The 25175-nt window shown below is 46.3% G+C and carries 25 protein-coding genes; 20 read left to right on the top strand and 5 right to left on the bottom strand.

The annotated features are described in order from the left end of the window. Positions 1-13: 13 nt before the first annotated feature. The 6 genes from rpmJ to rplQ all read left to right on the top strand — a co-directional run bounded on the left by rpmJ (position 14) and on the right by rplQ (position 3163). Positions 14-127 carry a 50S ribosomal protein L36 gene (gene rpmJ / locus FXV75_RS14960; RefSeq protein WP_012071915.1) on the top strand — a complete coding sequence of 38 codons (114 nt, stop codon included), beginning with the start codon at positions 14-16 and terminating at the stop codon, positions 125-127. 127 nt (positions 128-254) lie between these two features. After that, positions 255-611 (top strand): 30S ribosomal protein S13, encoded by a 357-nt coding sequence (gene rpsM, locus FXV75_RS14955; RefSeq protein WP_148834679.1) that lies wholly within the window; start codon positions 255-257, stop codon positions 609-611. A 64-nt stretch (positions 612-675) separates the two neighbouring features. Further along, entirely contained in the window at positions 676-1068 is a 393-nt protein-coding gene (rpsK, locus tag FXV75_RS14950; protein WP_148834676.1) for a 30S ribosomal protein S11, read from the top strand. A gap of 16 nt (positions 1069-1084) precedes the next feature. Then, positions 1085-1705, top strand: a complete 621-nt coding sequence (gene rpsD, locus FXV75_RS14945; RefSeq protein ID WP_148834674.1) for a 30S ribosomal protein S4 — start codon at positions 1085-1087, stop codon at positions 1703-1705. Between the two features lie 33 nt (positions 1706-1738). Beyond that, complete coding sequence (locus FXV75_RS14940; RefSeq protein WP_148834673.1) at positions 1739-2743, top strand: DNA-directed RNA polymerase subunit alpha; 1005 nt, start codon at positions 1739-1741, stop codon at positions 2741-2743. 42 nt (positions 2744-2785) lie between these two features. Then, a complete protein-coding gene (gene rplQ, locus FXV75_RS14935; protein ID WP_148834671.1) occupies positions 2786-3163 on the top strand; it encodes a 50S ribosomal protein L17 in 378 nt (125 codons plus the stop codon). Positions 3164-3354: 191 nt separating this feature from the next. Here rplQ and uvrA read toward each other — a convergent pair whose 3' ends face one another. After that, on the bottom strand, positions 3355-6180 hold the full coding sequence (gene uvrA, locus FXV75_RS14930; RefSeq protein ID WP_148834669.1) for an excinuclease ABC subunit UvrA: 2826 nt from the start codon (positions 6178-6180) through the stop codon (positions 3355-3357). Between the two features lie 156 nt (positions 6181-6336). Between uvrA and FXV75_RS14925 the strand changes: the two genes are divergently transcribed. The 6 genes from FXV75_RS14925 (at position 6337) to FXV75_RS14900 (ending at position 14205) form a co-directional block, all read left to right on the top strand. Further along, positions 6337-7698, top strand: coding sequence for an MFS transporter (locus tag FXV75_RS14925; RefSeq protein ID WP_148834667.1), 1362 nt, complete (start codon positions 6337-6339; stop codon positions 7696-7698). Between the two features lie 37 nt (positions 7699-7735). Then, on the top strand, positions 7736-8464 hold the full coding sequence (ssb, locus tag FXV75_RS14920; RefSeq protein WP_148834665.1) for a single-stranded DNA-binding protein: 729 nt from the start codon (positions 7736-7738) through the stop codon (positions 8462-8464). 106 nt (positions 8465-8570) lie between these two features. Beyond that, a complete protein-coding gene (gene smrA, locus FXV75_RS14915; RefSeq protein WP_148834663.1) occupies positions 8571-9152 on the top strand; it encodes a DNA endonuclease SmrA in 582 nt (193 codons plus the stop codon). A gap of 151 nt (positions 9153-9303) precedes the next feature. Beyond that, positions 9304-12225: an insulinase family protein gene (locus FXV75_RS14910; protein ID WP_148834661.1), complete on the top strand. Its 2922-nt coding sequence runs from the start codon at positions 9304-9306 to the stop codon at positions 12223-12225. 62 nt (positions 12226-12287) lie between these two features. Beyond that, positions 12288-13394, top strand: a complete 1107-nt coding sequence (locus tag FXV75_RS14905; RefSeq protein ID WP_148834659.1) for a 1-acyl-sn-glycerol-3-phosphate acyltransferase — start codon at positions 12288-12290, stop codon at positions 13392-13394. 58 nt (positions 13395-13452) lie between these two features. Further along, on the top strand, positions 13453-14205 hold the full coding sequence (locus FXV75_RS14900) for a lysophospholipid acyltransferase family protein (protein ID WP_148834657.1): 753 nt from the start codon (positions 13453-13455) through the stop codon (positions 14203-14205). A 75-nt stretch (positions 14206-14280) separates the two neighbouring features. Here the strand turns inward: FXV75_RS14900 and fabB are convergent, their stop codons facing one another. Both fabB and fabA read right to left on the bottom strand, forming a co-directional pair. Next, a complete protein-coding gene (fabB, locus tag FXV75_RS14895; protein WP_148834655.1) occupies positions 14281-15495 on the bottom strand; it encodes a beta-ketoacyl-ACP synthase I in 1215 nt (404 codons plus the stop codon). Positions 15496-15521: 26 nt separating this feature from the next. Then, positions 15522-16037: a bifunctional 3-hydroxydecanoyl-ACP dehydratase/trans-2-decenoyl-ACP isomerase gene (gene fabA, locus FXV75_RS14890; RefSeq protein ID WP_148834653.1), complete on the bottom strand. Its 516-nt coding sequence runs from the start codon at positions 16035-16037 to the stop codon at positions 15522-15524. 285 nt (positions 16038-16322) lie between these two features. On the opposite strand from fabA, the gene FXV75_RS14885 reads away from it, so the two are divergent. After that, the gene (locus FXV75_RS14885) at positions 16323-17228 is read left to right on the top strand and encodes an alpha/beta fold hydrolase (protein WP_148834651.1); all 906 of its coding nucleotides are present in this window, start codon (positions 16323-16325) and stop codon (positions 17226-17228) included. Between the two features lie 36 nt (positions 17229-17264). Here FXV75_RS14885 and ispB read toward each other — a convergent pair whose 3' ends face one another. Then, positions 17265-18245, bottom strand: coding sequence for an octaprenyl diphosphate synthase (gene ispB, locus FXV75_RS14880; RefSeq protein WP_148834649.1), 981 nt, complete (start codon positions 18243-18245; stop codon positions 17265-17267). Positions 18246-18527: 282 nt separating this feature from the next. Between ispB and rplU the strand changes: the two genes are divergently transcribed. From rplU to FXV75_RS14855, 5 genes are all read left to right on the top strand, one after another. Continuing rightward, positions 18528-18836: a 50S ribosomal protein L21 gene (gene rplU / locus FXV75_RS14875; RefSeq protein WP_148834647.1), complete on the top strand. Its 309-nt coding sequence runs from the start codon at positions 18528-18530 to the stop codon at positions 18834-18836. Between the two features lie 32 nt (positions 18837-18868). Further along, entirely contained in the window at positions 18869-19126 is a 258-nt protein-coding gene (rpmA, locus tag FXV75_RS14870) for a 50S ribosomal protein L27 (protein ID WP_148834645.1), read from the top strand. A gap of 107 nt (positions 19127-19233) precedes the next feature. Further along, the gene (gene cgtA / locus FXV75_RS14865) at positions 19234-20424 is read left to right on the top strand and encodes an Obg family GTPase CgtA (protein WP_148834643.1); all 1191 of its coding nucleotides are present in this window, start codon (positions 19234-19236) and stop codon (positions 20422-20424) included. Positions 20425-20450: 26 nt separating this feature from the next. Beyond that, on the top strand, positions 20451-21575 hold the full coding sequence (gene proB / locus FXV75_RS14860; protein WP_148835461.1) for a glutamate 5-kinase: 1125 nt from the start codon (positions 20451-20453) through the stop codon (positions 21573-21575). A gap of 13 nt (positions 21576-21588) precedes the next feature. Next, entirely contained in the window at positions 21589-21951 is a 363-nt protein-coding gene (locus FXV75_RS14855) for a diacylglycerol kinase (protein WP_148834641.1), read from the top strand. A gap of 53 nt (positions 21952-22004) precedes the next feature. Here the strand turns inward: FXV75_RS14855 and rpsT are convergent, their stop codons facing one another. Further along, the gene (gene rpsT / locus FXV75_RS14850) at positions 22005-22268 is read right to left on the bottom strand and encodes a 30S ribosomal protein S20 (protein WP_148834639.1); all 264 of its coding nucleotides are present in this window, start codon (positions 22266-22268) and stop codon (positions 22005-22007) included. A 250-nt stretch (positions 22269-22518) separates the two neighbouring features. Here rpsT and murJ point away from each other — a divergent pair, with 250 nt between their 5' ends. Both murJ and ribF read left to right on the top strand, forming a co-directional pair. Next, on the top strand, positions 22519-24093 hold the full coding sequence (murJ, locus tag FXV75_RS14845; RefSeq protein WP_148834637.1) for a murein biosynthesis integral membrane protein MurJ: 1575 nt from the start codon (positions 22519-22521) through the stop codon (positions 24091-24093). Positions 24094-24222: 129 nt separating this feature from the next. After that, positions 24223-25152, top strand: coding sequence for a bifunctional riboflavin kinase/FAD synthetase (ribF, locus tag FXV75_RS14840; RefSeq protein WP_148834635.1), 930 nt, complete (start codon positions 24223-24225; stop codon positions 25150-25152). The last annotated feature ends 23 nt before the right edge of the window (positions 25153-25175 follow it).

Below are 25175 nucleotides of genomic sequence, written 5' to 3'. Positions count from 1 at the left end.
GTTGGAGTTGAACATGAAAGTACGTGCATCTGTAAAGAAAATCTGTCGTAACTGTAAGATCGTTCGTCGTAACGGTTCAGTTAGAGTGATTTGCGTTGAGCCTCGTCACAAACAGCGTCAAGGTTAATGGCGAGTTTGCTCGATGATAGGTAAGGGTGGTTGATTTATGGCCTAAAGATAGGCATAATCAGCCGCCCTCATGATAGTAAATGATGAATTAACACTTAATCATCAATAACAACGGAGTAAAGTGAATGGCTCGTATAGCCGGTGTCAATATTCCTGACAATAAACATGCGGTCATTTCTCTGACTTACATCTTCGGAATTGGCCGCACTCGTTCTCGCGCAATCTGCGCTGCTACGGGTGTTGCGGAAACTGCGAAAATCGGTTCATTAAGTGATGTTATCCTTGATGAACTTCGTGGAGAAGTTGCTAAGTATACTGTAGAGGGTGACTTACGTCGTGAAGTCAGTATGTCTATCAAACGTTTGATGGACCTAGGTTGCAATCGCGGGATTCGTCATCGCCGCAGCCTTCCAGTTCGTGGTCAACGTACCAAAACGAACGCCCGCACTCGAAAAGGCCCTCGTAAGCCTATTCGTAAGTAATTTGAACGCGTTTCGCTCTAGCCACAAGTTTGCTAGAGCTGAGCATTAAATAGGAAAGTGCAATATGGCTAAGCCAGCTACGCGCAACACTAAGAAGAAAGTCAAAAAGACGGTCGTCGATGGTGTTGCTCATGTACATGCGTCATTTAATAATACGATCGTAACGATCACCGACCGTCAAGGCAATGCGTTGTCTTGGGCAACTGCCGGTGGTTCTGGTTTTCGCGGATCTCGTAAAAGTACACCTTTTGCAGCTCAAGTAGCAGCGGAACGTGCCGGTACTGTCGCACAAGAATTTGGCCTTAAAAACGTTGATGTAATGATTAAGGGCCCAGGTCCTGGTCGTGAGTCTGCAGTTCGCGCATTGAACTCTTTAGGCTTGCGTATTAATAACATCACAGATGTGACGCCAATCCCGCACAACGGTTGCCGTCCACCTAAGAAACGTCGCGTTTAATTGAGGAGACAGATACATGGCTCGTTATATAGGTCCAACTTGTAAGTTGTCTCGTCGTGAAGGTACCGACTTGCAATTGAAGAGCGGTTCACGCGCTCTTGAGTCGAAATGTAAAGTAGAAACGGTTCCTGGTGTGCATGGTGCACGTCGTGGTCGTCTTTCTGATTACGGCTTGCAGTTACGTGAGAAACAAAAAGTACGTCGTATGTACGGTGTTCTTGAAAAACAATTTAGTAACTACTACAAATCTGCTGCTCGTATCAAAGGTGCTACTGGTGAAAACTTGTTGCAACTTTTGGAATCACGTTTAGACAACGTTGTATACCGCGCAGGTTTTGGTTCTACACGTGCAGAAGCTCGTCAACTGGTTGGCCATAAAGGCATTCTAGTCAATGGCGCATCGGTTAACATTGCGTCTTACCAAGTCAAAGCTGGTGACGTTGTGTCAATTCGTGAAAAAGCTAAGAAGCAATTGCGTGTACAAAGCGCACTAGAGCTATCTAAAGGTCGTGCACCGATCCACTGGATCGAAGTTGATGCAACTAAACTGGAAGCAACTTACAAAGCTGTTCCAGAGCGTGCCGATTTATCAGCTGAAATTAATGAGAACCTAATCGTCGAACTTTACTCTAAGTAAGTTGACTATTGGGATTATGAAATAGGTGGATCTATGCAGCGTTCAGTGAGCGAATTGTTAACCCCACGCAACATTGAAGTGCAGGAGTTAGGCAATACTCGTGCTAAAGTGACTCTTCAACCGCTTGAGCGTGGTTTTGGACATACTTTAGGTAACGCATTGCGTCGAATTCTTCTGTCTTCAATGCCAGGTTGTGCGATTGTTGAAGTTGAAATCGACGGTGTATTACACGAATACAGCGCAATCGAAGGGGTTAAAGAAGATGTTATTGAAATTCTTCTTAACCTGAAAGGAGTTGCGATCGCTCTACACGGGCAGGATGAAGCAACTCTTACTTTAAGTAAAAAGGGTCCTGGTATCGTAACGGCTGGTGATATTCAGTTGATTTCCGATGCAGAGATTGCTAACCCAGATCACATTATTGCGCACTTAGATGATACTGCTGAATTAACGATGCAGATCAAAGTCGCTCGTGGTCGTGGTTATGAGCCTGCTGATGCTCGTGTTGCTGGCGACGATGAGACTCGTCCAATTGGTCGCTTGCAACTGGATGCCTCGTTCAGCCCTGTTCGTCGTGTTGCTTACAGTGTCGATAACGCTCGTGTTGAGCAACGTACGGATTTGGATAAGCTTGTCTTAGACATCGAATCCAATGGTACGATTGATCCTGAAGAAGCCATTCGTCGCGCAGCGACTATTCTACAACAGCAAATTGCTGTGTTCGTCGCCCTTGAAAGCGAGAGCGAAGCGCCTGTTGTCGAAGAAGAGGATGAGATTGATCCAATTTTGCTACGCCCGGTTGATGATCTTGAGTTGACCGTTCGCAGTGCTAACTGTTTAAAAGCAGAGAACATTTATTACATCGGTGATTTGATTCAACGCACTGAGGTGGAGCTTCTTAAGACGCCTAACCTTGGTAAGAAGTCGTTAACTGAAATCAAAGATGTTTTAGCACAGCGTGGTTTGTCTTTGGGAATGCGTTTAGAAAACTGGCCACCAGCTAGTTTGAAAGACGATAGCAAAGTTCTAGCTCGCTAGGTCATTGTTCCCTGACCACCGTAGTTTGGTAAGGAATATAAAATGCGTCATCGTAAGAGTGGTCGTCACTTAAACCGTACTAGCTCACATCGTAAAGCGATGTTTAAGAATATGGCTGTTTCTTTGTTTGAACACGAAGTTATTAAAACTACGTTGCCAAAAGCAAAAGAATTACGTCGTGTTGCTGAGCCTTTGATCACATTGGCGAAAGTTGATTCTGTAGCGAATCGTCGCCTTGCCTTTGCTCGTACTCGTAGCAAAGAAGCAGTAGGTAAATTGTTCACTGAACTTGGTCCTCGTTACCAAGCTCGCCCAGGCGGTTATGTTCGCATTTTAAAGTGTGGATTCCGTACTGGTGATAATGCGCCTATGGCTTATGTTGAACTGGTTGATCGTCCAGTTGCAGAAGCCGCTGAGTAATCTCAGTTTGTAAGTAAAAAGCCGAGCTATTAGCTCGGCTTTTTTTTGTGTGTAGTTTATGTCTTCGGTTAAGTGATTTGATTAATTAACTTGGGAACGGCTTGGCAAAACACAGGATGTTATTTGTTCTGTGTTTTGCTTTTTTATGTTTGAAAGTTAAAATGCTGATCGTAAGTTTTGACGGCCGCGCCCTATGCTTTTAACATTGGCTTTAAAAATCGTCCAGTATGAGATTGTTTAACGTCTCCAATGTGCTCGGGAGTGCCTTCTGCTACGATAAAACCTCCTCCACTGCCACCCTCTGGGCCTAAATCGATAATCCAGTCCGCTGTTTTGATAACATCCAGATTGTGTTCAATGACAACCACGGTGTTGCCATGGTCTCTTAGACGATGAAGAACAGTAAGAAGTTGTTCGATATCCGCAAAATGGAGACCTGTAGTGGGTTCGTCAAGTATATAAAGCGTAGTGCCTGTGTCCCTTTTTGAAAGTTCTTTGGCCAATTTAACCCGTTGTGCTTCGCCACCGGATAGTGTTGTTGCTGCTTGCCCAAGTCGTATGTAGCCGAGTCCAACGTCCATGAGGGTCTGTAGCTTTCTAGCGATAGAGGGGACGGGATCAAAAAAATCACGAGCATCTTCAATGGTCATTTCTAAACATTGATGGATGTTTTTCCCTTTATAGTGTATTTCAAGGGTTTCGCGATTATAGCGTTTGCCTTTACAGGTATCGCACGGTACGTACACATCAGGTAGAAAGTGCATTTCTACTTTAATGACGCCATCGCCCTGACAGGCTTCGCAGCGCCCCCCCTTTACGTTGAAACTGAATCGGCCTGGTTTATAACCACGCGACCGTGATTCTTGAGTGGCTGAAAATAGCTCTCTCATTGGAGTGAAAATGCCAGTATAGGTTGCAGGGTTAGATCGTGGTGTACGTCCAATTGGGCTTTGGTTAATATCGACACATTTATCGAATAAGTCCAATCCTTCTATTTTATCGTGTGGCGCGGCTTTTAGTGTGGTCGCTCCGTTCAGTGCTGTTGCTGCCAATGGGTATAAGGTACCGTTGATTAGAGTCGATTTACCTGATCCTGACACCCCGGTTACGCACGTCATCACGCCTACAGGAATACGCAGGTCAACGGTATTAAGGTTATTGCCTGTAGCGCCTAGTAAGCTCAAGTACTTATTCTCTTTGGCGGTGTGGCGAAAGGTTGGGATCTCAATTTTTCGTTTACCGGTGAGGTATTGTCCCGTGATTGATTCTGCGCAATCCATAATGTCTTGTGGCGTCCCGCTGGCAATAATTTCTCCTCCATGTATACCGGCACCTGGTCCAATGTCTACGACAAAGTCGGCAATACGAATGGCGTCTTCATCATGCTCTACGACGATCACGGTGTTGCCAAGGTCTCGTAATCTGGTCAATGTAGCGATTAAGCGCTCATTATCGCGTTGGTGTAAACCAATGGAGGGTTCATCAAGAATATACATAACACCGACGAGTCCTGCGCCTATTTGACTTGCAAGTCGAATGCGTTGTGCTTCACCACCCGACAACGAATCGGCCTTACGATCGAGTGTTAGGTAGTCTAAGCCGACATTGACTAAAAACGTCAGTCGCTCGCAGATTTCCTTTAGTATTTTGGAGGCTATTTCACCACGCGAGCCGGGTAGCTCGAGTGTTTCAAAGTATTTTAGGCATTCAGCAATGGGGTAAGTAACGACGTCAGGTAACGTTTGTTCTTTGATGAATACGTTGCGTGCTGAACGGTTGAGGCGAGACCCACGGCATTCTGGGCAGGGTTGCACGCTGATGTACTGAGATAAATCATCTCGAACACTGTCTGATTCGGTTTCATGATAGCGGCGTTGTAAATTGGGTATAACGCCTTCGAATGCGTGAGAGCGTGTCATTTTATCACCACGCTCATTGATATAAACAAAGTCTATTTTGTCTTTGCCAGAGCCTTGTAAGATACGTTTTTTAAAGTCATCGGGTATGTCTTGATATTTAGATTCGATGTTAAAACCGTAATGTTTTGCCAGAGCGCTTAGTTGCTGGTAATAGAAAATGCTGCGTCGCCCCCAGCCACGAATGGCACCTTCGGCTAAAGTCAGTGTTTCATCTTGAATGATTCTGTCCGGGTCAAACATTTGGTGCGTACCCAGTCCATCACAGGTTTGGCAGGCGCCATTAGGGTTGTTAAATGAAAACAAACGAGGTTCGAGTTCGGTTAAGCTATAGCCACATACTGGGCATGCAAATTTGCTCGAAAAAATATACTCTTCTTTTTCATTGTCCATATTAATGACTTTAGCAATGCCATCGGATAACCCTAAACAGGTTTCAAATGATTCTGCTAAGCGTAGCTGTAAATCTGACCGGACTTTAAAGCGATCAATCACGACTTCTATGGTGTGTTTCTTGTTTTTCTCAAGCGCTGGTGCGTCATCTAAATCGACTACAATGCCGTCAATTCGGGCGCGAATAAACCCTTTAGACAGTAAATCGCTGATCACGTGCAGCTGCTCGCCTTTGCGGTCTTTCACGATCGGTGCGAGCAGCATCATTTTGGTTTCTTCGGGCAGCGATATAACTTTATCAACCATTTGTGATATGGTTTGCGCTTCAAGTGGCTCGCCATGATCAGGGCAGCGAGGTTGTCCTGCGCGAGCAAATAACAATCGCAGATAATCGTAGATTTCTGTTATTGTTCCTACGGTGGATCGTGGATTATGTGATGTAGATTTTTGCTCTATGGAAATGGCAGGCGACAAACCTTCTATGTGATCGATGTCCGGCTTTTCCATCATTGATAGGAACTGTCTAGCGTAAGTTGAGAGCGATTCCACATAGCGGCGTTGACCCTCTGCGTACAGCGTATCAAACGCGAGAGAGGATTTGCCTGACCCCGACAAGCCTGTAATCACTACTAATTTATCTCGTGGGATGTCTAGGTCCACATTTTTCAGATTATGAGTGCGTGCCCCGCGTAGGGTAATGGTATCCATGAGTCTCCAGTATGAAGTCGATCACCATACGGTAATCTGCGAGTAAATTAAATAACTGTCTATTTTTACAGTAGTTGAAATGGAGCTTCAACGGTATTTTTTGTAAAATAGGCATCTTTTTCCCTGAACCTCCAAGTAAGTGGTTGTGATTTCACTATGGATCTACTCGAACGCCGTTCAGTCGTTGCTTTAGCGCTGATCTATTTATTTAGAATGTTAGGCCTGTTCTTGATTATGCCTGTGATTAGCGTTGCCGCCGATGGCTTGAGCGGAGCCGATGCTGCCTTGATTGGCACAGCGATTGGTGTGTATGGTTTAACACAAGCTAGCCTCCAAATTCCAATGGGCATGTGGTCTGATAAAATAGGTCGAAAGCGTGTGATCGTCATAGGTCTTTTGTTGTTTGCGGTAGGCAGCTTAATTTGTGCCAATGCCACTGACATTAATACCTTGATTATTGGTCGTGCTGTACAGGGATCAGGCGCTATTGCCAGCACACTTATGGCTTTATTAAGCGACGTGACAAGAGAGCAAAATCGGACCAAGGCCATGGCTATCGTCGGCATCAGTATTGGCGCGTCTTTTATGTTGTCTTTGGTTTTGGGGCCGTGGATTTTTGCGCTCGTCGGTTTGTCGGGCTTATTTTATCTTTCTTTGGCGTTGTCTTTGCTTGGCATAATATTAATTGTGTTTGCCGTGCCAAACAGCGTGCAACATACCTTTCGACGCGACACCACGCCGAGCCTGTTGGCGCTGGGTTTGGTGCTAAAAGATGCGCGTCTACGATTTTTAAACGTCAGTGTATTGTTGTTGCATGCAAGTTTAACCGCTTTGTTTGTGACTGTGCCGAATTTACTGATCCAGAAGTTCGACTTGCCTCTTGCTCAACACAGCTGGTTGTATTTTGCCATCATGGGTTTTGCCTTTGTAGGTATGCTACCATTAGTTATTGTTGCTGAAGCAAAAGGCAAGATGAAAGGCGTTTTAATTGCCGTGATGCTTTTGCTGGGCGTGAGTTCAATATTGCTGCAGTCTGCGACTTATGTGTGGGCTTTCGGTGCCTTATTATGGGTGTACTTTGTTGGTTTTAATTCATTAGAAGCGGTATTGCCTTCCCTAGTAAGTAAATTAGCACCGGTCGGCTATCGTGGAACAGCGATGGGGGTTTTTTCGACACATCAGTTTATGGGGTCGTTTTTGGGTGGTGTTGGTGGCGGTTGGCTCATGCAGCATCACTCAAGCGGAGGCGTCTTCTGGGTCGTTGGGGTTGTTTTTCTTGCGTGGTCTGTCGTGTGTGTATTTCAGCCAGCACCGCGCCAGCTGACCAGCCTAGCGTTTAGCCTGCCTGATCTGACAGAAGACAAAATACTAACCAAGTTGGCGGATCAACTTGCTGAAATCCAAGGAGTGGAAGGCATTCAAATATTTAAAGACGAGCAAACGGCTTACCTAAAAGTCGACAAAAAAACATTAGATAAAGAGGCTTTGTTGCGCATCGCGCCACAAATCGCTCTTTAAAAAACGTGATTCTATCTTTTAGTCGGAGAACAACGTCATGGCACGTGGAATAAACAAAGTAATTTTAATCGGTAACGCAGGCAATGATGCCGAAGTGCGTTTTATGCCGTCAGGCGCCGCCGTTGCAAACGTCAACTTGGCAACGTCCGAAAGCTGGCGTGACAAGCAAACCGGTCAGATGCAAGAGCGCACAGAATGGCACCGCGTAGCGTTTATGGATCGCGGCAATTTTCGTTTGGGTCAAATTGCCGGTGATTTCATTAAAAAAGGCTCTAAAATCTACGTCGAAGGATCTCTGCGAACACGCGAATGGGAAAAAGACGGCATTAAACGTTACACCACAGAAATCGTTGCCAATGAAATGCAGCTGTTAGATGGCCGTGGCGACAACAACGGAGGCGGTCAACAAGGTGGTTACGATGGCGGTCAGCAAGGCGGCTATGCTAATCAACAACCTCAGCAAGGAGGTTATGGCCAAGCCCCAGCACAGCAGGCGCCGCAAGGTTTTAATCAACCTCAAGGTGGCGGTTATAGCCAAGCGCCACAACAACCTGCGCACCAACAACCAGCACCGCAACAGGCCGCGCCTCAGTCGTTTGGAAGCTGGGGCGGCAATAACACCCCAACACCGCAGCAAGCTCCTGCTCAGGCCGCACCGCAACAGCGAGCGCCCCAGCAAGGTGCCCCGCAGCGTGCTCCAGCGCCTGAGCCCAAACCTCAGCAAGCGCCTAATTTTGATGATTTTGATGATGACATTCCGTTCTAGATACCAGCCTACAGGGTGTTAACAGTATAAAGGCTCCTTAAAGGGGCCTTTATTGCTCTATCGTTGCGTGTTGATCAAAATGAGTGATTTTAAAAAGGTATCAGTTGTGGATAGCGAAGATGAAACGTCTTTGTTCGCTCAAGAGGTGGCGGACATTAAGCGACTCGAAAAAAGCGAAGTATACCTTGGTAAAAAAGGCTCGCCAGTGGATTTTTTACCACGTCAAAAAGCCGCAACCATCGCCCAAGAGGCAGATAGAAATCCTTTGTCGCAGGATTATGTGGAAAAAGTTGAGCCAAGCGACGTGCTCGAATACAAGCGTTCAGGCGTGCAAGATGGGGTATTTAAGCGATTAAGGCAAGGTAAGTATGGCATTGAGGCGCGATTGGATCTGCATCGTCATACGGTGGCTCAAGCTCGTGAGCAGGTGTATCAATTTGCGGATGATTGTTTGCGTAACGACATTCGTGTGGCGATCATCGTGCATGGAAAAGGCGATCGAACCCCTGACCCTGATAGTCGTGCGATGATCAAAAGCTATATTAATAAATGGCTCAAAGATTTGGATCAAGTCATGGCGTTTCATAGTGCTCAGCGTTATCACGGTGGTTTAGGTTCTGTATATGTACTGTTTAAAAAAACCGAAAAAGCGCGCTTAGAAGATTGGGAAAAACACCAAAAACGTTAATGTCGATGGTTTTTCCTGATTGAGTCATCACGTTAGTTCGTGCAGTAAAAGCCATATTTTTGCTATAATCCCGCCACTTTGTCGTCTTGAGATTGTCCAGATGACCCCAAAACACAGTAATCATTAAATTCTAATTTTATCGAGGTTGAGAATGCCAAACAGCACCGCGCACCATCCTGCGTTTACGTTTCTTCGCAGTGAATTTATCGACGCTCTCAATGTGACAGTTCAAGAGTTTGAGCACGTGGTGACGGGAGCAAAGCATTTCCATATTGCCTCTGACAATGATGAAAACGTGTTTTTAGTAGGATTGAAAACCGTTCCTACGGATTCTTGCGGCGTAGCGCATATTTTAGAACATACCGTCTTGTGCGGTTCCGAGCGTTTTCCCGTGCGTGATCCCTTTTTTATGATGATTCGTCGTTCGTTAAATACGTTTATGAATGCCTTCACATCGTCTGATTGGACCGCCTATCCGTTTGCCAGCAAAAACAAGAAAGACTTCAATAATTTATTGGGTGTGTATTTAGACGCGGTCTTTTTCTCACGTTTGGATGAATTGGACTTCTCCCAAGAAGGTCATCGTTTGGAGTTTGCTGAGCCCGACAATGCAGATTCTGATTTGACGTTTAAAGGGGTGGTGTTCAATGAAATGAAAGGTGCCATGAGCTCTACCACGTCGGTGTTGTGGCAAACGCTGACCAAATATCTCTTTCCGAACAACACGTATCATTTTAATTCCGGCGGTGAACCGACGGATATTCCCGATTTGTCGTATCAAGATTTGCTGGCGTTTTATCGTACGCATTATCACCCATCGAATGCGGTCTTTATGACCTTCGGTGACATTCCGGCCGACACGTTACAAGCGGAATTTGAAGAGAAAGTGCTCAGTCGTTTTGAGCGCTTGGAAGCGCAAGTGAGTGTGCCGAATGCGAAGCGCTATTTTTCGCCAGTGCGTGTTGAAGAAGGCTATGCTGCGGAAGAAGTCAAAGCCGACGGAAGTCATGTGGTGGTCGGTTGGTTGTTGGGCGAAAGCACCGATTTAAACCAGCAGTTTGAAGCGCAACTGCTCTCGAGTGTTTTGTTGGATAACAGTGCTTCGCCTTTGCTTCGTGCATTGGAAAACAGTGATTTAGGGCGTGCCCCTTCACCCTTGTGCGGATTAGAAGACAGCAATAAAGAAATGAGTTTCATGTGTGGCTTAGAAGGTGTGAAGCGTGAAGACGCGCCGAATGTTGAAGCGCTTGTGTTATCTACGCTGGAAAGTATTGCAGAAAAAGGCGTGCCACAGGAGATGGTTGACGCCATGCTGCATCAATTAGAATTGAGTCAGCGTGAAGTCGGCGGTGGTAGCTACCCTTATGGCTTGCAGCTTATTTTGGCGGGCTTGTCGACCGCGGTGCATGCGGGCGACGTGATTGCTCAGTTGGATTTAGACCCTGTCATTCACGCTATGCGCGAAAAAGTTCAAAATAAAGATTATATTCCGAATTTGATTCAAACGTTATTGCTGTCGAATGCGCACCGTGTGACGGTTACACTCAGCCCAGATGATGCTTTAGAAGCACGTCGTGATCAGGCGGAAAAAGACCGCTTGAGTCAGATCAAAGCGGCTTTATCAGACGTTGAAAAACAACATATTATCGAGCGCAGCGCGGCCCTTAAAGTACGTCAATCTCAGGTTGACGACATGAGTATTCTGCCTAAAGTGGGCCTTGAAGACGTACCGGCGCGTTTGCCTGAGTACGAGTGTCAAAAGGTCGCGGGTGCTTTGCCTATGACGTTTTATCCACAAGGGACGAACGGTCTGGTGTACCAGCAGCTGGTGATTGATTTGCCTGAGCTTGACGAAGAAGAGTTGGAATATTTACCGCTGTTTTCTTCGATGATGACAGAGCTGGGCCTTGGCGATGCAGATTACTTAGCGGTACAAGAGCGTCAGGCTCAAGTATGTGGCGGCTTGGGAGCGTCTAATTCCATTCGAGCAACGACAAAAGACCGTCAGGCGCTAAACGGTTACTTCATTTTGTCTTCTAAAGCCTTGGTACCGAATGTCAAAGCCATGAGTGAGCTGTTGAAAGACACCATGCTTACGGTGCGTTTTGATGAGGTGAGCCGAGTTAAAGAGTTGGTGGCACAGCGTCGTGCTCGTCGCGAACAGTCCATCACGGGGCAAGGCCATTCGCTGGCTATGAGTGCGGCATCGAGTGCTTTATCTGGTTTGGCTGCACAGCAAGAAAAATGGGGTGGTATGTCGGGCATTCGTGCGGCCATTGCCCTTGATGACGCGATGAAAGCCGATGTGCACGCGGTTGAGCAGGTGTTGGCGATTTTTAAGCGCCTGCATAGTAAATTGTTGCAAGCTAACAAGCAGCTACTGTTGGTAGCAGAGCCTCAGCACGAAGCGAGCATTGTGCAAGACGCGCAAGCGGTGTTTGCAGATATGCCTGTAGGAAGCGTGCAAACGGTGTTTTCGATTCCGCCTGTTGAGGCGCGTGTCAACCTAGCTTGGTTGACGTCTACACAGGTCAGTTTTTGCAGTAAGGCGTATCGTGCGGCATTTGGAGAGCACCCTGATGTGGCGGCGCTTACGGTATTGGGGGGCTTCTTGCGTAATGGCTTCTTACATCGTGCGATTCGTGAACAGGGCGGCGCATACGGTGGCGGAGCGACGTTTGACGGCGGTTCTGGTTCATTTCGTTTCTATTCCTACCGTGACCCGCGTTTGACCGATACCTTGGCCGATTTTGATGCGTCTATTGAATGGATGCTGAACGAAACTCACAGCGATGAGGCCTTGGAAGAAGCGATCTTAGGGGTGATTGGCTCAATGGATAAGCCCAGCTCCCCAGCAGGCGAAGCACAAAGTGATTTTTACGTGCAATTGCATGGCCGCAGTTTAGAATATCGCGAAGCGTTTCGTGCCAAGATTTTGGCGGTGACGATCGAGCAACTAAAGCTGGTGACTAAAGCGTATCTGACTAAAGATAATGAAAGCGTTGCTGTGGTGACATCAACGTCAAAACGAGATGAATTAGAGCGCTTAGGGTTTGCTATTCAAACACTGTAATCAAGCACGCTAATCGCTCTGCTACAACCAATACGACACAGTTTTTACTGACGGACAATTAAATGGATCAGTTTCACGATATACGCCCCTACAACGACGAAGAGGTCGCCGAGGTGCTTTATAATCTGGTAGAAATGCCGGATTTTATTAATACTATTATTGGTTTTCGTTTTGCTAAGTGGCCTTCGTTTTTGAGGGCGCCTTTAGGTTTTGCGGTTAAATTTGCGCTAAAGCGTCAAATAGCCAGCATTAAAAATGTGCATGACTTCCAGACGATTGTGGCGAACTACATGGAGCGCATGATCAAAACGACCACGACCAATGTGGAATATCGGGGCATTGAAAAGTTAGACAAAAACACGGGGTATCTGTTTTTGTCTAACCATCGAGACATTGCTATGGATCCAGCGTTTGTGAATTATGGTTTGTATTTAGCTGGGTTGAATACCGTGCGTATCGCTATTGGCGATAATTTGCTGCGTCGGCCTTTTGTGTCTGATTTGATGAGACTGAATAAGAGCTTCATTGTAAAACGTTCTGCTAATGGCATCCGTGAAATGATGGCGGCGTTTGGTCAGCTGTCGGCGTACATTTCAACGTCTTTGATGCAAGATCAGGCCAATATTTGGATTGCGCAAAAAGAAGGGCGCGCTAAAGATGGCTTAGACCAGACAGATCCAGCGATCATTAAGATGTTTTACATGAGTCAAAAGAAAGGCAAGGTGCCTTTTGCACAGGCAATGGCAAATTTGAAAATTGTGCCGGTGTCTATTTCTTATGAATACGACCCTTGTGCGTTTGACAAAGCCAACGAGTTGCATCAAAAATCCACCACGGGCAATTATCAAAAAGCCGAATTTGAAGACATAGACAGCATTAAAAATGGGATAGTAGGTCAAAAAGGCAAAGTGGTCGTGACGTTCGGTGATGTCATTAAAGACAATTTCGATACTCCGGACGATTTTGTGGCTGAGGTGGATCGTCAGATCATCAGTAATTATGCCATTCAATCTACCCATGAAGCTGCTTTGGCGTTACAGCACGGAGAAGTGTCGAACAATAGTGCCTTTCTTAGCTATCTTGAGCAGTGTCCTGAGAATTTGAAAGAAACGGTTTTGGCGATGTACGCCAACCCGCTGAAGCAGCAACATCAGTATTTGGCTAAGTAATCTGGCCTCGGTGCTGCGCTGGGATGTTTGATTAAACGACACGGGGAGTAAAGTGATAATGAGCGTATTGGAGTGGTTGAGATCTTGGATTGGCTCAACCGTATTCGCCTTTTACTATATGATATCGACTATTTTCTTTGGCATATTGGCGCCTTTTGCCACGATATTGCTGCCAAAGAATTATCGTCAACCGGTGCTGAATGTGCACAACAAAGGCCTGCTATTCGTGTTCCGTGTTATCTGTGGTGTAAAGGTTGAAATAATAGGGCGCGAATACATTAATAAAAATCGTCCTGTTGTGTTGGTGGCCAATCATCAGAGCGAATGGGAAACCTATGTGCTCCAAGTGTTAATGGCGCCGGTGTCCACTGTATTAAAAAAAGAGCTGCTGTCCGTGCCATTTTTTGGCTGGGGGTTGCGCATGGTGCAGCCGATTGCAATTGATCGATCTCAACGTACTAATGCGTTGAAGCAGATTATCAGCCAAGGCAAAGAGCGTTTAGATGACGGCCGTTCTGTATTGATTTTTCCTGAAGGGACGCGCATTGCGCCCAACGAAGTGCAGCCTTTTAACAAGGGTGCCGCGATGTTAGCCACGTCGGCGGGCGTGCCGATTTTACCGGTAGTACATAATGCCGGTTATACTTGGCCAGGTAAGCGTTGGCGTAAGTTTCCTGGATCGATCCGGGTGGTAATTGGTCCGATCATTGAATCAGAGGGTAAGAAAACCTCCGTCTTGCACGATGAAATGGATACTTGGATGCGGGCTGAAATGGCTAAGTTGCCGAAAGGCAACAAGTTTCTGGAATAGCGTTTAGGTGTTCAGTATTAAGCATAAAAAAGCCGCTACCATTACAATGGCAGCGGCTTTTTTTGAACCAGTAATTTACGCTTGGTATTTTTTGAATACTAAGCTGGCGTTTGTGCCGCCAAACCCAAAGCTGTTTGACATAATCAAGTTCAGATCTGCATTGTCTTTGCGTGTGGTTACAACGGGGATATTACCCGCGGCTGGATCAAGATCATCCACATTGGCAGACGCTGCAATGAAATTGTTTTCCATCATTAGCAAACAGTAAATCGCTTCATGAACCCCTGCAGCACCTAAAGAGTGACCAGACAAGGATTTCGTTGAACTGATCAAAGGAATGTTGTCACCAAAGGTTTCGTTCACCGCTTGGAGTTCCTTCATGTCACCAGCAGGCGTACTTGTACCATGAGTGTTGATATAGTCTATATCGCCATCAATGGTGCTCATGGCCATTTGCATACAACGCACTGCGCCTTCGCCAGAAGGGGCCACCATATCGTAGCCATCGGATGTTGCGCCATAACCAACCAGCTCAGCGTAGATTTTTGCACCGCGTGCTTTGGCGTGTTCGAGTTCTTCGATGACCAACATACCGCCGCCGCCCGCGATAACAAAACCATCACGGTTTGCATCGTAAGCACGAGACGCTTTTTCAGGTGTTTCATTGTATTTAGAAGACAGAGCGCCCATCGCATCAAACATGCAGGTCTGCGTCCAGCTTTCTTCTTCACCACCGCCAGCAAACACGACGTCTTGCTTGCCGAGTTGGATCAATTCCATTGCATTACCAATACAATGAGCACTGGTGGAGCAAGCAGACGTAATGGAATAGTTAACACCTTTAATTTTAAAAGGAGTTGCTAAACAAGCTGAAACTGTACTGCCCATAGTTTGAGTAACACGATATGGACCGACGCGCTTGACGCCTTTTGTACGCAATGTATCGGCTGAATCAACGAGGTTTTGAGCGGAAGCGCCGCCAGAACCTGCAACTAAACCTGTACGTACATTAGAGACTTGGTCTTCAGTCAGTCCCGAATCTATAATAGCTTGTTGCATGGAAACGTAAGCATAGGTTGCTGCGTCGCCCATAAAACGGCGCACTTTGCGATCAATGCTGCTCGCATCTAAATCGATTCGTCCACATACGTGACTGCGAAATCCATACTCTTTGTAATCTTCGGCGAAACGAATACCTGATTGACCTTCACGTAAAGAGTGGAGAACGCTTTCTTTGTCATTTCCTAGGCAGCTGACAATGCCAAGACCTGTTACTACTACACGACGCATAAATGTGCCTCTATCATTCTTAATCTTTAGAAGTTTTCAGTGGAGGTAAACAATCCCACGCGCAAGTCTTTTGCGGTGTAAATCTCACGGCCATCAACTTTGACGCTACCGTCTGCGATTCCCATTACCAACTTGCGTTCGATAACGCGTTTTAGTTGGATGTGAAACGTGACTTTTTTAGCCGTTGGTAAAATCTGACCCGTAAATTTCACCTCGCCAGAACCCAGCGCACGACCGCGTCCTTTATTGCCTTTCCAGCCTAGAAAAAAGCCTACTATTTGCCACATAGCGTCTAAACCAAGACAGCCTGGCATAACTGGATCACCAGGAAAATGACAAGCAAAAAACCATAAGTCTGGGTGAATATCTAGCTCAGCAATAATTTCGCCTTTACCAAATTCTCCGCCGTCAGCCGAAATGTGTGTGATGCGATCCATCATTAGCATATTGCCGACAGGAAGTTGGGCATTGCCTGCACCAAACATTTCTCCGTGGCCGCATTTTAATAGTTCGTCTTTTTCAAAAGAGGAAGCAGTAGTCATTGTCGTCCTATATCCACATCCAACCGATGACTCAAAATGGTCAGGTGGATTTGTGTGGTCCAGTTTTCAGTATAAAATCTTACTGATTATATCGGTTTGGTGGCTTAATATGAATGTTTGATCCAAAAAAAACCAAATTACCTGCATGAAAATTGATCATAACGGTACTAATCTAAGGCGTTCGCTTAAAAGTGTCGGTGTAAAGCGCGTTTTGTTATTACTGTGCTAGCGTGTTTTTCTGTTAGGATATTTTTTTTGGTAATATCTGACTGGCTGAGAGTCTATATGAACTTGATCAAAGAGCGCCTTTTCACCTCGTTTCAATTCCCCTTGGAAGAGGCACATATTCAGGGTTATCTAAGTCCTATTGTGTCAAGCCAGCCAACCATTCACTTTCTTCATGGTAACGGCTTTGCGGTTAAGACTTATCAGTGTTTTTTGGCTGAGTTTGGTGGCTACAACATGATCATGCAGGAGGCCGCTGGTCACGGAGGCTCCACCGCGGGTACGCATTTTATTGGGTGGAATGCCACGGCAGCGGGTTTTGCTGACGCTTTGCAGGCTCAGCGAGAGAGGTTGCCAGACACAGAGCGGATCGGTATGGGACACAGTTTTGGAGGGTGTATGACAGCCTTAATGAGTGCCAAAGACGCCACCTTGTTTGACCGGCTCGTGTTATTAGATCCAGCGTTGTTTCCACCGCGCTTGTTGTGGATGATGCGTGGTGTGAAGCTGACAGGATTGAAGAGTCAAATACCTTTAGCTAAGCAGGCTCGTCGTCGTCGCACTCAATGGGAAAGTTACGTAGAGGTAAAAAATAATTTTTACGAAAGAGGCACCTTTAAAGGCTGGGAGCCGCAGTGCTTAGACGATTACATCGATTCTTCGTTGAGGCGCGACCAGAATGGGCATTATCAACTTATTTGTCCTTCTTGGATGGAGGCGGCAATCTTTTCGTCTTACCCGAAAGGGCTGTGGCAAGCTATTGCAGAAATTTCGGTGCCTACCTATATCATTCAGGGAAAAGATACGTTTGATTATTTTAAAGAAGCGTATCAGCTAGCTGCAAGGCGTAACCCAAATATACAGGTTGTTGAAGTGAAAGGAGGGCATTGTTTTATGCAGCAAAACAGCAAGGCGTCGGCTCAAGTCGTGATGGATTTATTAAATAAAAAAAGCCAAGCGTTGTGAGTGTCTGGGCTTGGCTTTCTTATGTATGTTAATGCATTAATGTCGTCGTTTTACGGAGGCATGTGCTAATGCGATTAAGGCCGCTTTGTATTCTGTTGCGGGTAAGATCGAGAGGGCTTCTATGGCTAAATTGGCTTGCTGCTGGGCTTTTTGTTGTGTGTACTCAATTGCGCCACAACTTTGCACATCCTTAATGATGTCGTCGAGCTGATCCAACCCACCCGTTAAGATAGCTTGTCTAACGCGATCGATCGCTTCTTGGGAGCCATGTTTCATGGTGAAAATGAGCGGTAGGGTTGGTTTTCCTTCAGCAAGGTCGTCGCCAACACTTTTGCCCATCTCTTCAGCGGTACTGGTGTAATCCATTACGTCATCAATTAGCTGAAAAGCGGTTCCGACATACATGCCAAAATCTCTTAAAGCGATTTGATACTCGGTGCTGGCACCGGATATAACTGCGCCACAAAGTGCAGCACCTTCGAACAATTTTGCTGTTTTGTATTGGATAACTTTTAAATAACTTTCTTCTGTCGTATCTGGGTCGCCGCAATTAATAAGCTGCTGAACTTCACCTTCAGCGATGATATTGGTCGTTTTTGCTAAGATGCTCATGCATTGCATGCTGCCGACATCGACCATGATCTGAAAAGCGCGCGAATAGAGAAAGTCACCGACCAACACACTAGGAGCGTTACCCCATTCTTCGTTGGCGGTTTTTTTGCCACGACGCATATCCGACTCATCCACAACGTCGTCATGCAATAAAGTAGAAGTATGGATAAACTCAATAATGGTCGCCATTTGAATGACTTGGTGTTGTTGTGAGTCATCCAGAACAGCGCTGGCTTTTGCCGCTAACAAGACCAACAGGGGCCTAAGTCGCTTACCGCCATTGCTAATAATATAATAGCCAATTTGTTCAATAAGAGGAATGTCACTGCTAAGCTGTGACACTATATAGTCGTTCACTTGACCAAATTCATTGGCCACAACATCGTGTATTTGTGTAGGTTGCATGCGATTTCCGAAGCTAAAGAATCTCAAGCTAATGAGCAGATTTGCCTCATGCTAGGTAACGCATGTGCTAGGGTCAACCCAAAACACAAAAAATGTATAAAGACGTTGCTTTTGGCTTGTATTGAGTGGTGTGATTTTGTACAATCTCGCGTCCGATTTGCCCACATTTTGCTCCCTATCATATGGTTAGTGATCTTCGTCCAATTTGGTCAAAGACTTATTGCCACTAGAAGTAGGTCAAATTCAATTTCAGTAGCCGGGTAAATCTCATTGGAGAAGAACATGTTTGCAGTAATCAAAACTGGCGGTAAGCAATACCGTGTACAAGAAGGCCAAACCCTTAAAGTTGAAAAGCTAGCGTTTGAAGAAGGCAGTGCGATTCATTTCGACGACGTTCTTCTTGTTTGCAATGGCGACGACATTAAAGTTGGCGCTCCTATTGTAGAAGGCGTTAAAGTAACGGCTGAGGTTGTTGCTCACGGTCGCGGAGATAAAGTGAAAATCTTGAAATTCCGTCGTCGTAAGCATTCTATGAAGCGCATGGGTCACCGTCAGTGGTTCACAGAAGTGAAAATAACTGGCATTAACTAAGCCCTAACTAAACTAATTTTAAGGAGTAAGTCATGGCTCATAAAAAGGCGGGTGGTAGTACTCGTAACGGTCGCGATTCCGAGTCGAAACGATTAGGTGTCAAACGTTTTGGTGGTCAAGTTGTGATCCCAGGTAACATCCTAGTTCGTCAGCGTGGTACTCAGTTCCACCCTGGTGTTGGTGTTCAGATTGGTAAAGATCACACTTTGTTTGCTGTTGCAGAAGGCCAAGTGAAGTTTGAAGTGAAAGGTAAGTTGAAGCGTCGTACAGTTTCTGTTATCGCTGCTTAATTACTTGCTAAAAACTTAAAAAAAGCTCCGCGACGCGGGGCTTTTTTTTTGGAAGAATTCTATAATCAGTTTATTGAAACTGATTAAACCACCTAAGAGGTGTTCCTGTGAAATTTGTTGATGAAGCCAGTATCTATGTTAGAGCAGGTAAAGGCGGAAATGGCGCGTTGAGTTTTTGGCGTGAAAAGTTTGTTGCTAAGGGCGGCCCAGATGGCGGCGATGGCGGCAATGGAGGTAGCGTTGTGTTGGTAGCAGACGATGCTTTAAACACCTTGATCGATTTTCGCTTTACGAAAAAATACATCGCAGAAAGTGGTGAAGGTGGTCAAGGGCGTGATATGACGGGCTCAAAGGGCCCAGATCTTGAAATTAAAGTGCCTGTCGGCACCACGGTCATTGATGATGACACCGGTGAAACACTTGGGGATCTAGTCCGTGACGGTCAGACCTTAAAAGTAGCTCAAGGCGGTCATCATGGTCTGGGTAACACTCGATTCAAGTCCAGTACCAACCGAGCGCCACGTCAAACGACAAAAGGCACGGTAGGAGAGGAGCGTACATTAAAGCTAGAAATGAAAGTTCTGGCCGATGTAGGGTTGCTTGGTCTTCCTAACGCAGGGAAGTCGACTTTTATTCGGGCTGTGTCTTCGGCAAAGCCAAAAGTAGCGGATTATCCTTTTACCACTTTGGTGCCAAACTTGGGGGTGGTTAAAGTCAAAAAACATCAGAGCTTCGTGATTGCTGATATTCCGGGCATCATTGAAGGAGCCTCTGAAGGCGCGGGTTTGGGTATTCGCTTTTTGAAGCACTTAGTACGTAACCGCATCTTGTTGCACATTGTGGATTTGGCGCCATGGGACGAGATTACGCCAGCAGAAGCGGCTGTTATCGCAGTAAATGAGCTGCACCAGTTTAGTCCGGCTTTGGCCGAGCGTGATCGTTGGTTAGTATTGAATAAAACGGATATGGTGCCAGAAGACGAGTTAGAAGAGCGTTGTCAGAGCGTGATCGATGCGCTGGGTTGGAAAGGCAAAGCGTACCGCATTTCCGCCATTTCTGGTGAAGGCACCGAAGTCTTGTGTTTAGACTTGATGACGGCGCTTGATGAGCAGCGCGAGCTGCTAATGGAAAGTCCAGAAGCCCGTGAGAAAGAAAAAGCTGTGCGTGCGTTAATCGATGAAGAGGGTCGAAATCGCATTATGTCATTGCGTGAAAAACGCCGTTTGGCGGGTAAGTCGCTAGACGATGACGATTTTGATGAAGACGATTACGATGTTGATGTGGAATACGTTAACTAATGATACGGGTGGGAAGTACTAAGATCATGGAAATGCGAGAGAAAATTGCGAAAGCGCAGCGAGTCGTGGTGAAGATTGGCAGTGCGCTGCTCACCAACGATGGTCAAGGTTTGGATGTGGCCCGAATCGGACTTTGGGTGGCTCAAATTGCTGAGTTAAGAGCGCAAGGAAAAGAAGTTGTCTTGGTGTCTTCCGGATCGATTGCGGCCGGTATGAAGCGCCTTGGGTTTTCGTCTCGTCCCACCCAGGTTAATGAGTTACAGGCCGCTGCTGCCGTTGGTCAAATGGAATTGGTAGGTGTCTATGAATCGCATTTTGAGACGCATGGTTTGTGTACGGCGCAGATTTTATTAACGCACGATGATTTATCAAATCGCCGACGTTATTTAAACGCACGTTCTTCTTTGCGAACGTTGTTGGGTTTCGGTGTTGTGCCCATCGTCAATGAAAATGATACCGTGGCAACCGATGAAATTCGTTTTGGTGACAATGATACTTTAGGTGCGCTTGTGGCGAATCTGGTCGAAGCGGATGTGTTGATTATTTTGACGGATCAGCTGGGCTTATTTGACAAGAATCCGCGAGATCATCAAGACGCTAAGCTTATTGCTGAGATATCAGCCTCGGATGAGCGGTTGGAGTCGATGGCCAGCGGCGGTGCGGGCGTGCTGGGTAGCGGGGGGATGTTAACGAAAGTGCGTGCGGCACGGTTAGCAGCGCGCTCTGGTGCAGATACTTTGATTGCCTCTGGTCGAGTGGAAAACGTGATCGTGAGAGTGGCATCCGGCGAATGGCTAGGAACCTGGTTGCAGCCAGAGCATGGTCGAGTGGCGGCGCGTAAGCAATGGTTGGCAGGTCATTTAAAAAGTCGAGGTGCTTTGATTTTGGACGATGGAGCGGTGAAAGCGTTGCGTCAAGAAGGTACAAGTTTGCTAGCGGTTGGTGTTAAAGACGCGCAAGGTACGTTTTCTCGCGGTGACATGGTGATTTGTGTGGATATGAACGGCGGTTTGGTGGCGCGCGGGCTGGTAAATTACAGCGTCGCCGAAACCCTTAAGTTGCTGGGTAAGGCATCTTCAAGTATTGGCGACATATTGGGTTACAAGGGTGAGCCAGAGTTAATTCACCGTGATGATTTGGTTATTATTTAATAAAGGTTTTTTTATGGCAAAGCCAGGCAAAGTGGGTTTAGATCGTGTGCTAAGCGCGTCAAAATATTCGTACCAAGGGTTACGTGCGCAATGGAAGCATGAGGCGGCGTTTCGACAAGAAACCTTCTTGTTCTTGATTGCTTTGCCGTTTGCTGTTTGGTTGGGGGAGACGGGCCTGGAGCGTGCGGTACTGATTTTCTCAGTGGGCATGGTGTTGATTGTTGAAACGTTGAATTCCAGTATCGAGGCGGTGGTTGATCGTATTAGCGATGAGCATCATGAGTTATCAGGCCGAGCAAAAGATTTGGGTTCTGCAGCCGTAATGTTGGCGCTGGTTTTTGCGGGTGTGGTGTGGCTGTTGGTATTGTTCGGTTAATGTGAATTTACAAGACATAAAAAAACCGGCTAATGCCGGTTTTTTTATAAATATTAGGCCAGTGCTTTGATTTTAGCACTCAAGCGGCTCTTATGGCGAGACGCTTTGTTTTTGTGATATAGGCCTTTGTCAGCGGCTTTGTCTAGCTTAGAGGTTGCTAGAACGTAAGCTGCTTGTGCGTCAGCTTGATTGCCTGCTTCGATAGCTGCATCTACTTTTTTCAAGTAGGTACGAACCATTGAACGAAGGCTACCATTGTGAGCGCGGCTTTTGATTGCTTGGCGCGCGCGTTTTTTTGAACCGGCGGAATTTGCCACGGTCTGGCTCCTTTAATTTTGAATACGAAATGACTCAGCACTGTGCTGCGCCATGAAATTATTGTCAAGTTTTAACTTTGAAATCTCGCGGCGGATTTTACCAGTTTTTAGCGTTGTCACAACCCTATTATACAAAATTTAATCAAATGAGCGGATATATTTGGCTGCGCTCTGGTGTTGGCTGGTGTTATTCTTGGGCGTTATGTCCATTGATTGTGTCGTATTTTCAACGCTTGAAAAAGAAATGTCTATGTCTGAAAAAAAATCTAGCTCACGAAAGACGCGTAAGTCTTTGTCTTTGTTGCGTTCTGGTGTTTTGGTGTCAGTTTGTACTTTTTTATCCCGTATTTTAGGCTTGGTCAGAGATGCGGCGTTGGCGTATGTATTAGGCGCGAGTGGCAGCGCGGATGCTTTTTATGTGGCGTTTAAGATCCCTAACTTTTTTCGTCGATTATTTGCAGAGGGCGCGTTTGCCCAAGCGTTTGTGCCGGTGTTAAGTGAGTACCGAGTCAAAGAGGGTGAAGGAGACGTGCGTGCCTTGATTTCAGCGGTGACTGGCTCGTTGGCGTTGATCTTGTTGTGCGTCACTGTGGTGTTTATGGTGTGCGCGCCATGGGTGGTGTATGTGTTTGCGCCAGGTTTTGCGGGTAATGAATCGCAAACCTCGTTGGCGTCTGAGCTTTTAGTGATTACCTTTCCTTATCTGTTGTTTATTTCGTTGACTGCATTGGCCGGCGGTATTTTAAATGCGCATGGCGAATACGCCGTGCCAGCCATTACGCCCATTTTTCTTAATATATCGCTGATTGTAGCCACTTTGTTTTTTGCGCGCACGGCGGCGCAAGCTGAAACGGCTGTTGCATGGGGGGTGTTTGCCGCCGGTGTGATTCAGCTCGCCTTTCAGGTGCCTTTTCTGGCGCGATTGAAGTTGTTACCCATGCCGACGTTGGGTTTTTCGCATCCTGGTGTGAAGCGAATTTTAATGTTGATGGTGCCAGCGTTGTTTGGGGTGTCGGTGAGCCAGATTAATTTGTTATTGGATACGGTGTTGGCGTCTTTTCTGCAAACTGGCAGCATTACGTGGCTGTATTTGTCGGACCGTTTGTATGAATTGCCATTGGGGATTTTTGCGATCGCGATCAGTACAGTGATTTTGCCTTCTTTGTCGCGCAGTTTTTCGGGTAGCGATGTAGAGCAATTTTCCAAAACCCTCGATTGGGCGTTGCGGCTTTTGCTGCTCATAGCAATTCCGTCTTCATTGGCGTTGTGTATGTTGGCGGAGCCTTTGATTGCGACGATTTTTTATCGAGGTGAGTTGACGGTACAAGATGTCACCATGGCGGCGCAAAGTCTACAGGCTTATTCGTTGGGTTTGGTGTTTATGATGCTGATTAAGGTGTTGGCGCCGGGTTATTACGCACGACAAGACATTAAAACGCCAGTACGGATTGGTATCATCGCCATGGTGTCAAACATGGTGTTTAATTTGATTTTGGTGTGGCCTTTTGGGCATGTTGGCTTGGCGTTGGCCACCAGTATGTCGGCGGCACTCAATGCGTATTTATTATGGCGAGGCTTGTATAAGCAGCAGCATCATGTGTTTTCTGTTGAGTGGGGGCGTTTGTTACGTATTCTGTTGAGCGCCACGCTAGTGTTGGGAGGTGTTGTGTATGCTTTTCTACAGCAAGAATGGGTGTGGACGCAAATGGGCGATTGGTCGAGGGTTGGTCATACTTTAGTGATAGTTGTTGTGGGTGTATTGGCTTATGGTCTAACCGCTGTAGCGTCAGGGTTACGGCCTTTTATGTTAAAGCATACGGTATAGTAACTGAGCTTTGATTGTGTGGGTGTTTAGTCGGCTTGTTCCCGTTCTGGCCTACCTTCACGTCGCTAACTGCTATATAATCGCGAGTATTTTTTCAGCACTGAACATAATGTTTTTGGACGGGGTGGTATGGAGTTAATTCGCGGGATTCATAATATCCGTTCAAGGCATAAAAAATGTGTGTTGACGATAGGTAATTTTGACGGCGTTCATCTTGGGCACAGTGCCATTTTGACGCGTGTGAAAGCCTTGGCAAAGCGATATGGTTGCCCTGCTGTTGTGATGATTTTTGAACCTCAGCCCAGAGAGTTTTTTGCACCGGATACGGCGCCCGGTCGTATAGGAAGATTGCGAGACAAGCTGGCGTTACTAAACGGTCAAGGCATTGATTATGTGTTGTGTATGCCATTTAACCCAAAACTTCAGCAGCTCACTGCTCAGGCATTTTGCCAGCACATCTTGTTAGATGGCTTGTCGGTTAAGCACCTGGTTGTTGGTGATGATTTTCGTTTTGGCTGTGATCGGCAAGGTGACTTTGATTATTTGCAAGGTTTTGGACGACATCATGAGTTTGATGTTGAGAATACCCCTTCTGTTTTAAATGGGCATCATGAACGCGTGAGCAGTACGGTGATTCGGCGAGCGTTAGAGAGCGGTGACGTGGCCGCAGCCGCAATGAATATGGGTCACTCGGTGATGCTAAGTGGGCGTGTTGTCCATGGGCAGCAATTGGGGCGAAAGCTGGGTTTTCCTACTGCCAATGTCCATTTGAAAGGGGTTAAGTCGGCTTTGTCAGGTGTGTACGCAGTGACTTTTTTAGTGGGTGGCGTGTCTCATAATGGCGTGGCTAATATTGGCATAAGACCGACTGTGCAGGGTAAGACGCCAATACTAGAAGTGCATTTACTGGATTTTAAAGGCGATTTGTATGATCAATACGTACAAGTTACTTTCTGTCAGTTTATTAGGGCAGAGCGAAAAATGGCCGGCTTAAGTGAGCTGGAAAAACAAATTCAATGTGATAAAGAAGAGGCTATACGCTTCTTTGCTAATCAGTGAAAAGATGATCTTTGAGGATAAAT

Source organism: Marinomonas sp. IMCC 4694 (assembly GCF_008122525.1).
In the GTDB taxonomy this organism is placed as follows: domain Bacteria; phylum Pseudomonadota; class Gammaproteobacteria; order Pseudomonadales; family Marinomonadaceae; genus Marinomonas.
This window is presented reverse-complemented; position numbering and strand designations above follow the sequence as displayed.

Excerpts from the sequence above, each read along its gene's own strand:
- uvrA (WP_148834669.1), bottom strand. The coding sequence starts at position 6,180 with ATGGATACCATTACCCTACGCGGGGCACGCACTCATAATCTGAAAAAT.
- rpsM (WP_148834679.1), top strand. The coding sequence starts at position 255 with ATGGCTCGTATAGCCGGTGTCAATATTCCTGACAATAAACATGCGGTC.
- ribF (WP_148834635.1), top strand. The coding sequence starts at position 24,223 with ATGGAGTTAATTCGCGGGATTCATAATATCCGTTCAAGGCATAAAAAA.
- FXV75_RS14905 (WP_148834659.1), top strand. The coding sequence starts at position 12,288 with ATGGATCAGTTTCACGATATACGCCCCTACAACGACGAAGAGGTCGCC.
- proB (WP_148835461.1), top strand. The coding sequence starts at position 20,451 with ATGGAAATGCGAGAGAAAATTGCGAAAGCGCAGCGAGTCGTGGTGAAG.
- FXV75_RS14855 (WP_148834641.1), top strand. The coding sequence starts at position 21,589 with ATGGCAAAGCCAGGCAAAGTGGGTTTAGATCGTGTGCTAAGCGCGTCA.
- rpmJ (WP_012071915.1), top strand. The coding sequence starts at position 14 with ATGAAAGTACGTGCATCTGTAAAGAAAATCTGTCGTAACTGTAAGATC.
- rplQ (WP_148834671.1), top strand. The coding sequence starts at position 2,786 with ATGCGTCATCGTAAGAGTGGTCGTCACTTAAACCGTACTAGCTCACAT.
- FXV75_RS14885 (WP_148834651.1), top strand. The coding sequence starts at position 16,323 with ATGAACTTGATCAAAGAGCGCCTTTTCACCTCGTTTCAATTCCCCTTG.
- FXV75_RS14925 (WP_148834667.1), top strand. The coding sequence starts at position 6,337 with ATGGATCTACTCGAACGCCGTTCAGTCGTTGCTTTAGCGCTGATCTAT.
- fabB (WP_148834655.1), bottom strand. The coding sequence starts at position 15,495 with ATGCGTCGTGTAGTAGTAACAGGTCTTGGCATTGTCAGCTGCCTAGGA.
- ssb (WP_148834665.1), top strand. The coding sequence starts at position 7,736 with ATGGCACGTGGAATAAACAAAGTAATTTTAATCGGTAACGCAGGCAAT.
- FXV75_RS14940 (WP_148834673.1), top strand. The coding sequence starts at position 1,739 with ATGCAGCGTTCAGTGAGCGAATTGTTAACCCCACGCAACATTGAAGTG.
- rplU (WP_148834647.1), top strand. The coding sequence starts at position 18,528 with ATGTTTGCAGTAATCAAAACTGGCGGTAAGCAATACCGTGTACAAGAA.
- rpsD (WP_148834674.1), top strand. The coding sequence starts at position 1,085 with ATGGCTCGTTATATAGGTCCAACTTGTAAGTTGTCTCGTCGTGAAGGT.
- rpmA (WP_148834645.1), top strand. The coding sequence starts at position 18,869 with ATGGCTCATAAAAAGGCGGGTGGTAGTACTCGTAACGGTCGCGATTCC.
- fabA (WP_148834653.1), bottom strand. The coding sequence starts at position 16,037 with ATGACTACTGCTTCCTCTTTTGAAAAAGACGAACTATTAAAATGCGGC.
- murJ (WP_148834637.1), top strand. The coding sequence starts at position 22,519 with ATGTCTGAAAAAAAATCTAGCTCACGAAAGACGCGTAAGTCTTTGTCT.
- rpsK (WP_148834676.1), top strand. The coding sequence starts at position 676 with ATGGCTAAGCCAGCTACGCGCAACACTAAGAAGAAAGTCAAAAAGACG.
- ispB (WP_148834649.1), bottom strand. The coding sequence starts at position 18,245 with ATGCAACCTACACAAATACACGATGTTGTGGCCAATGAATTTGGTCAA.
- FXV75_RS14910 (WP_148834661.1), top strand. The coding sequence starts at position 9,304 with ATGCCAAACAGCACCGCGCACCATCCTGCGTTTACGTTTCTTCGCAGT.
- FXV75_RS14900 (WP_148834657.1), top strand. The coding sequence starts at position 13,453 with ATGAGCGTATTGGAGTGGTTGAGATCTTGGATTGGCTCAACCGTATTC.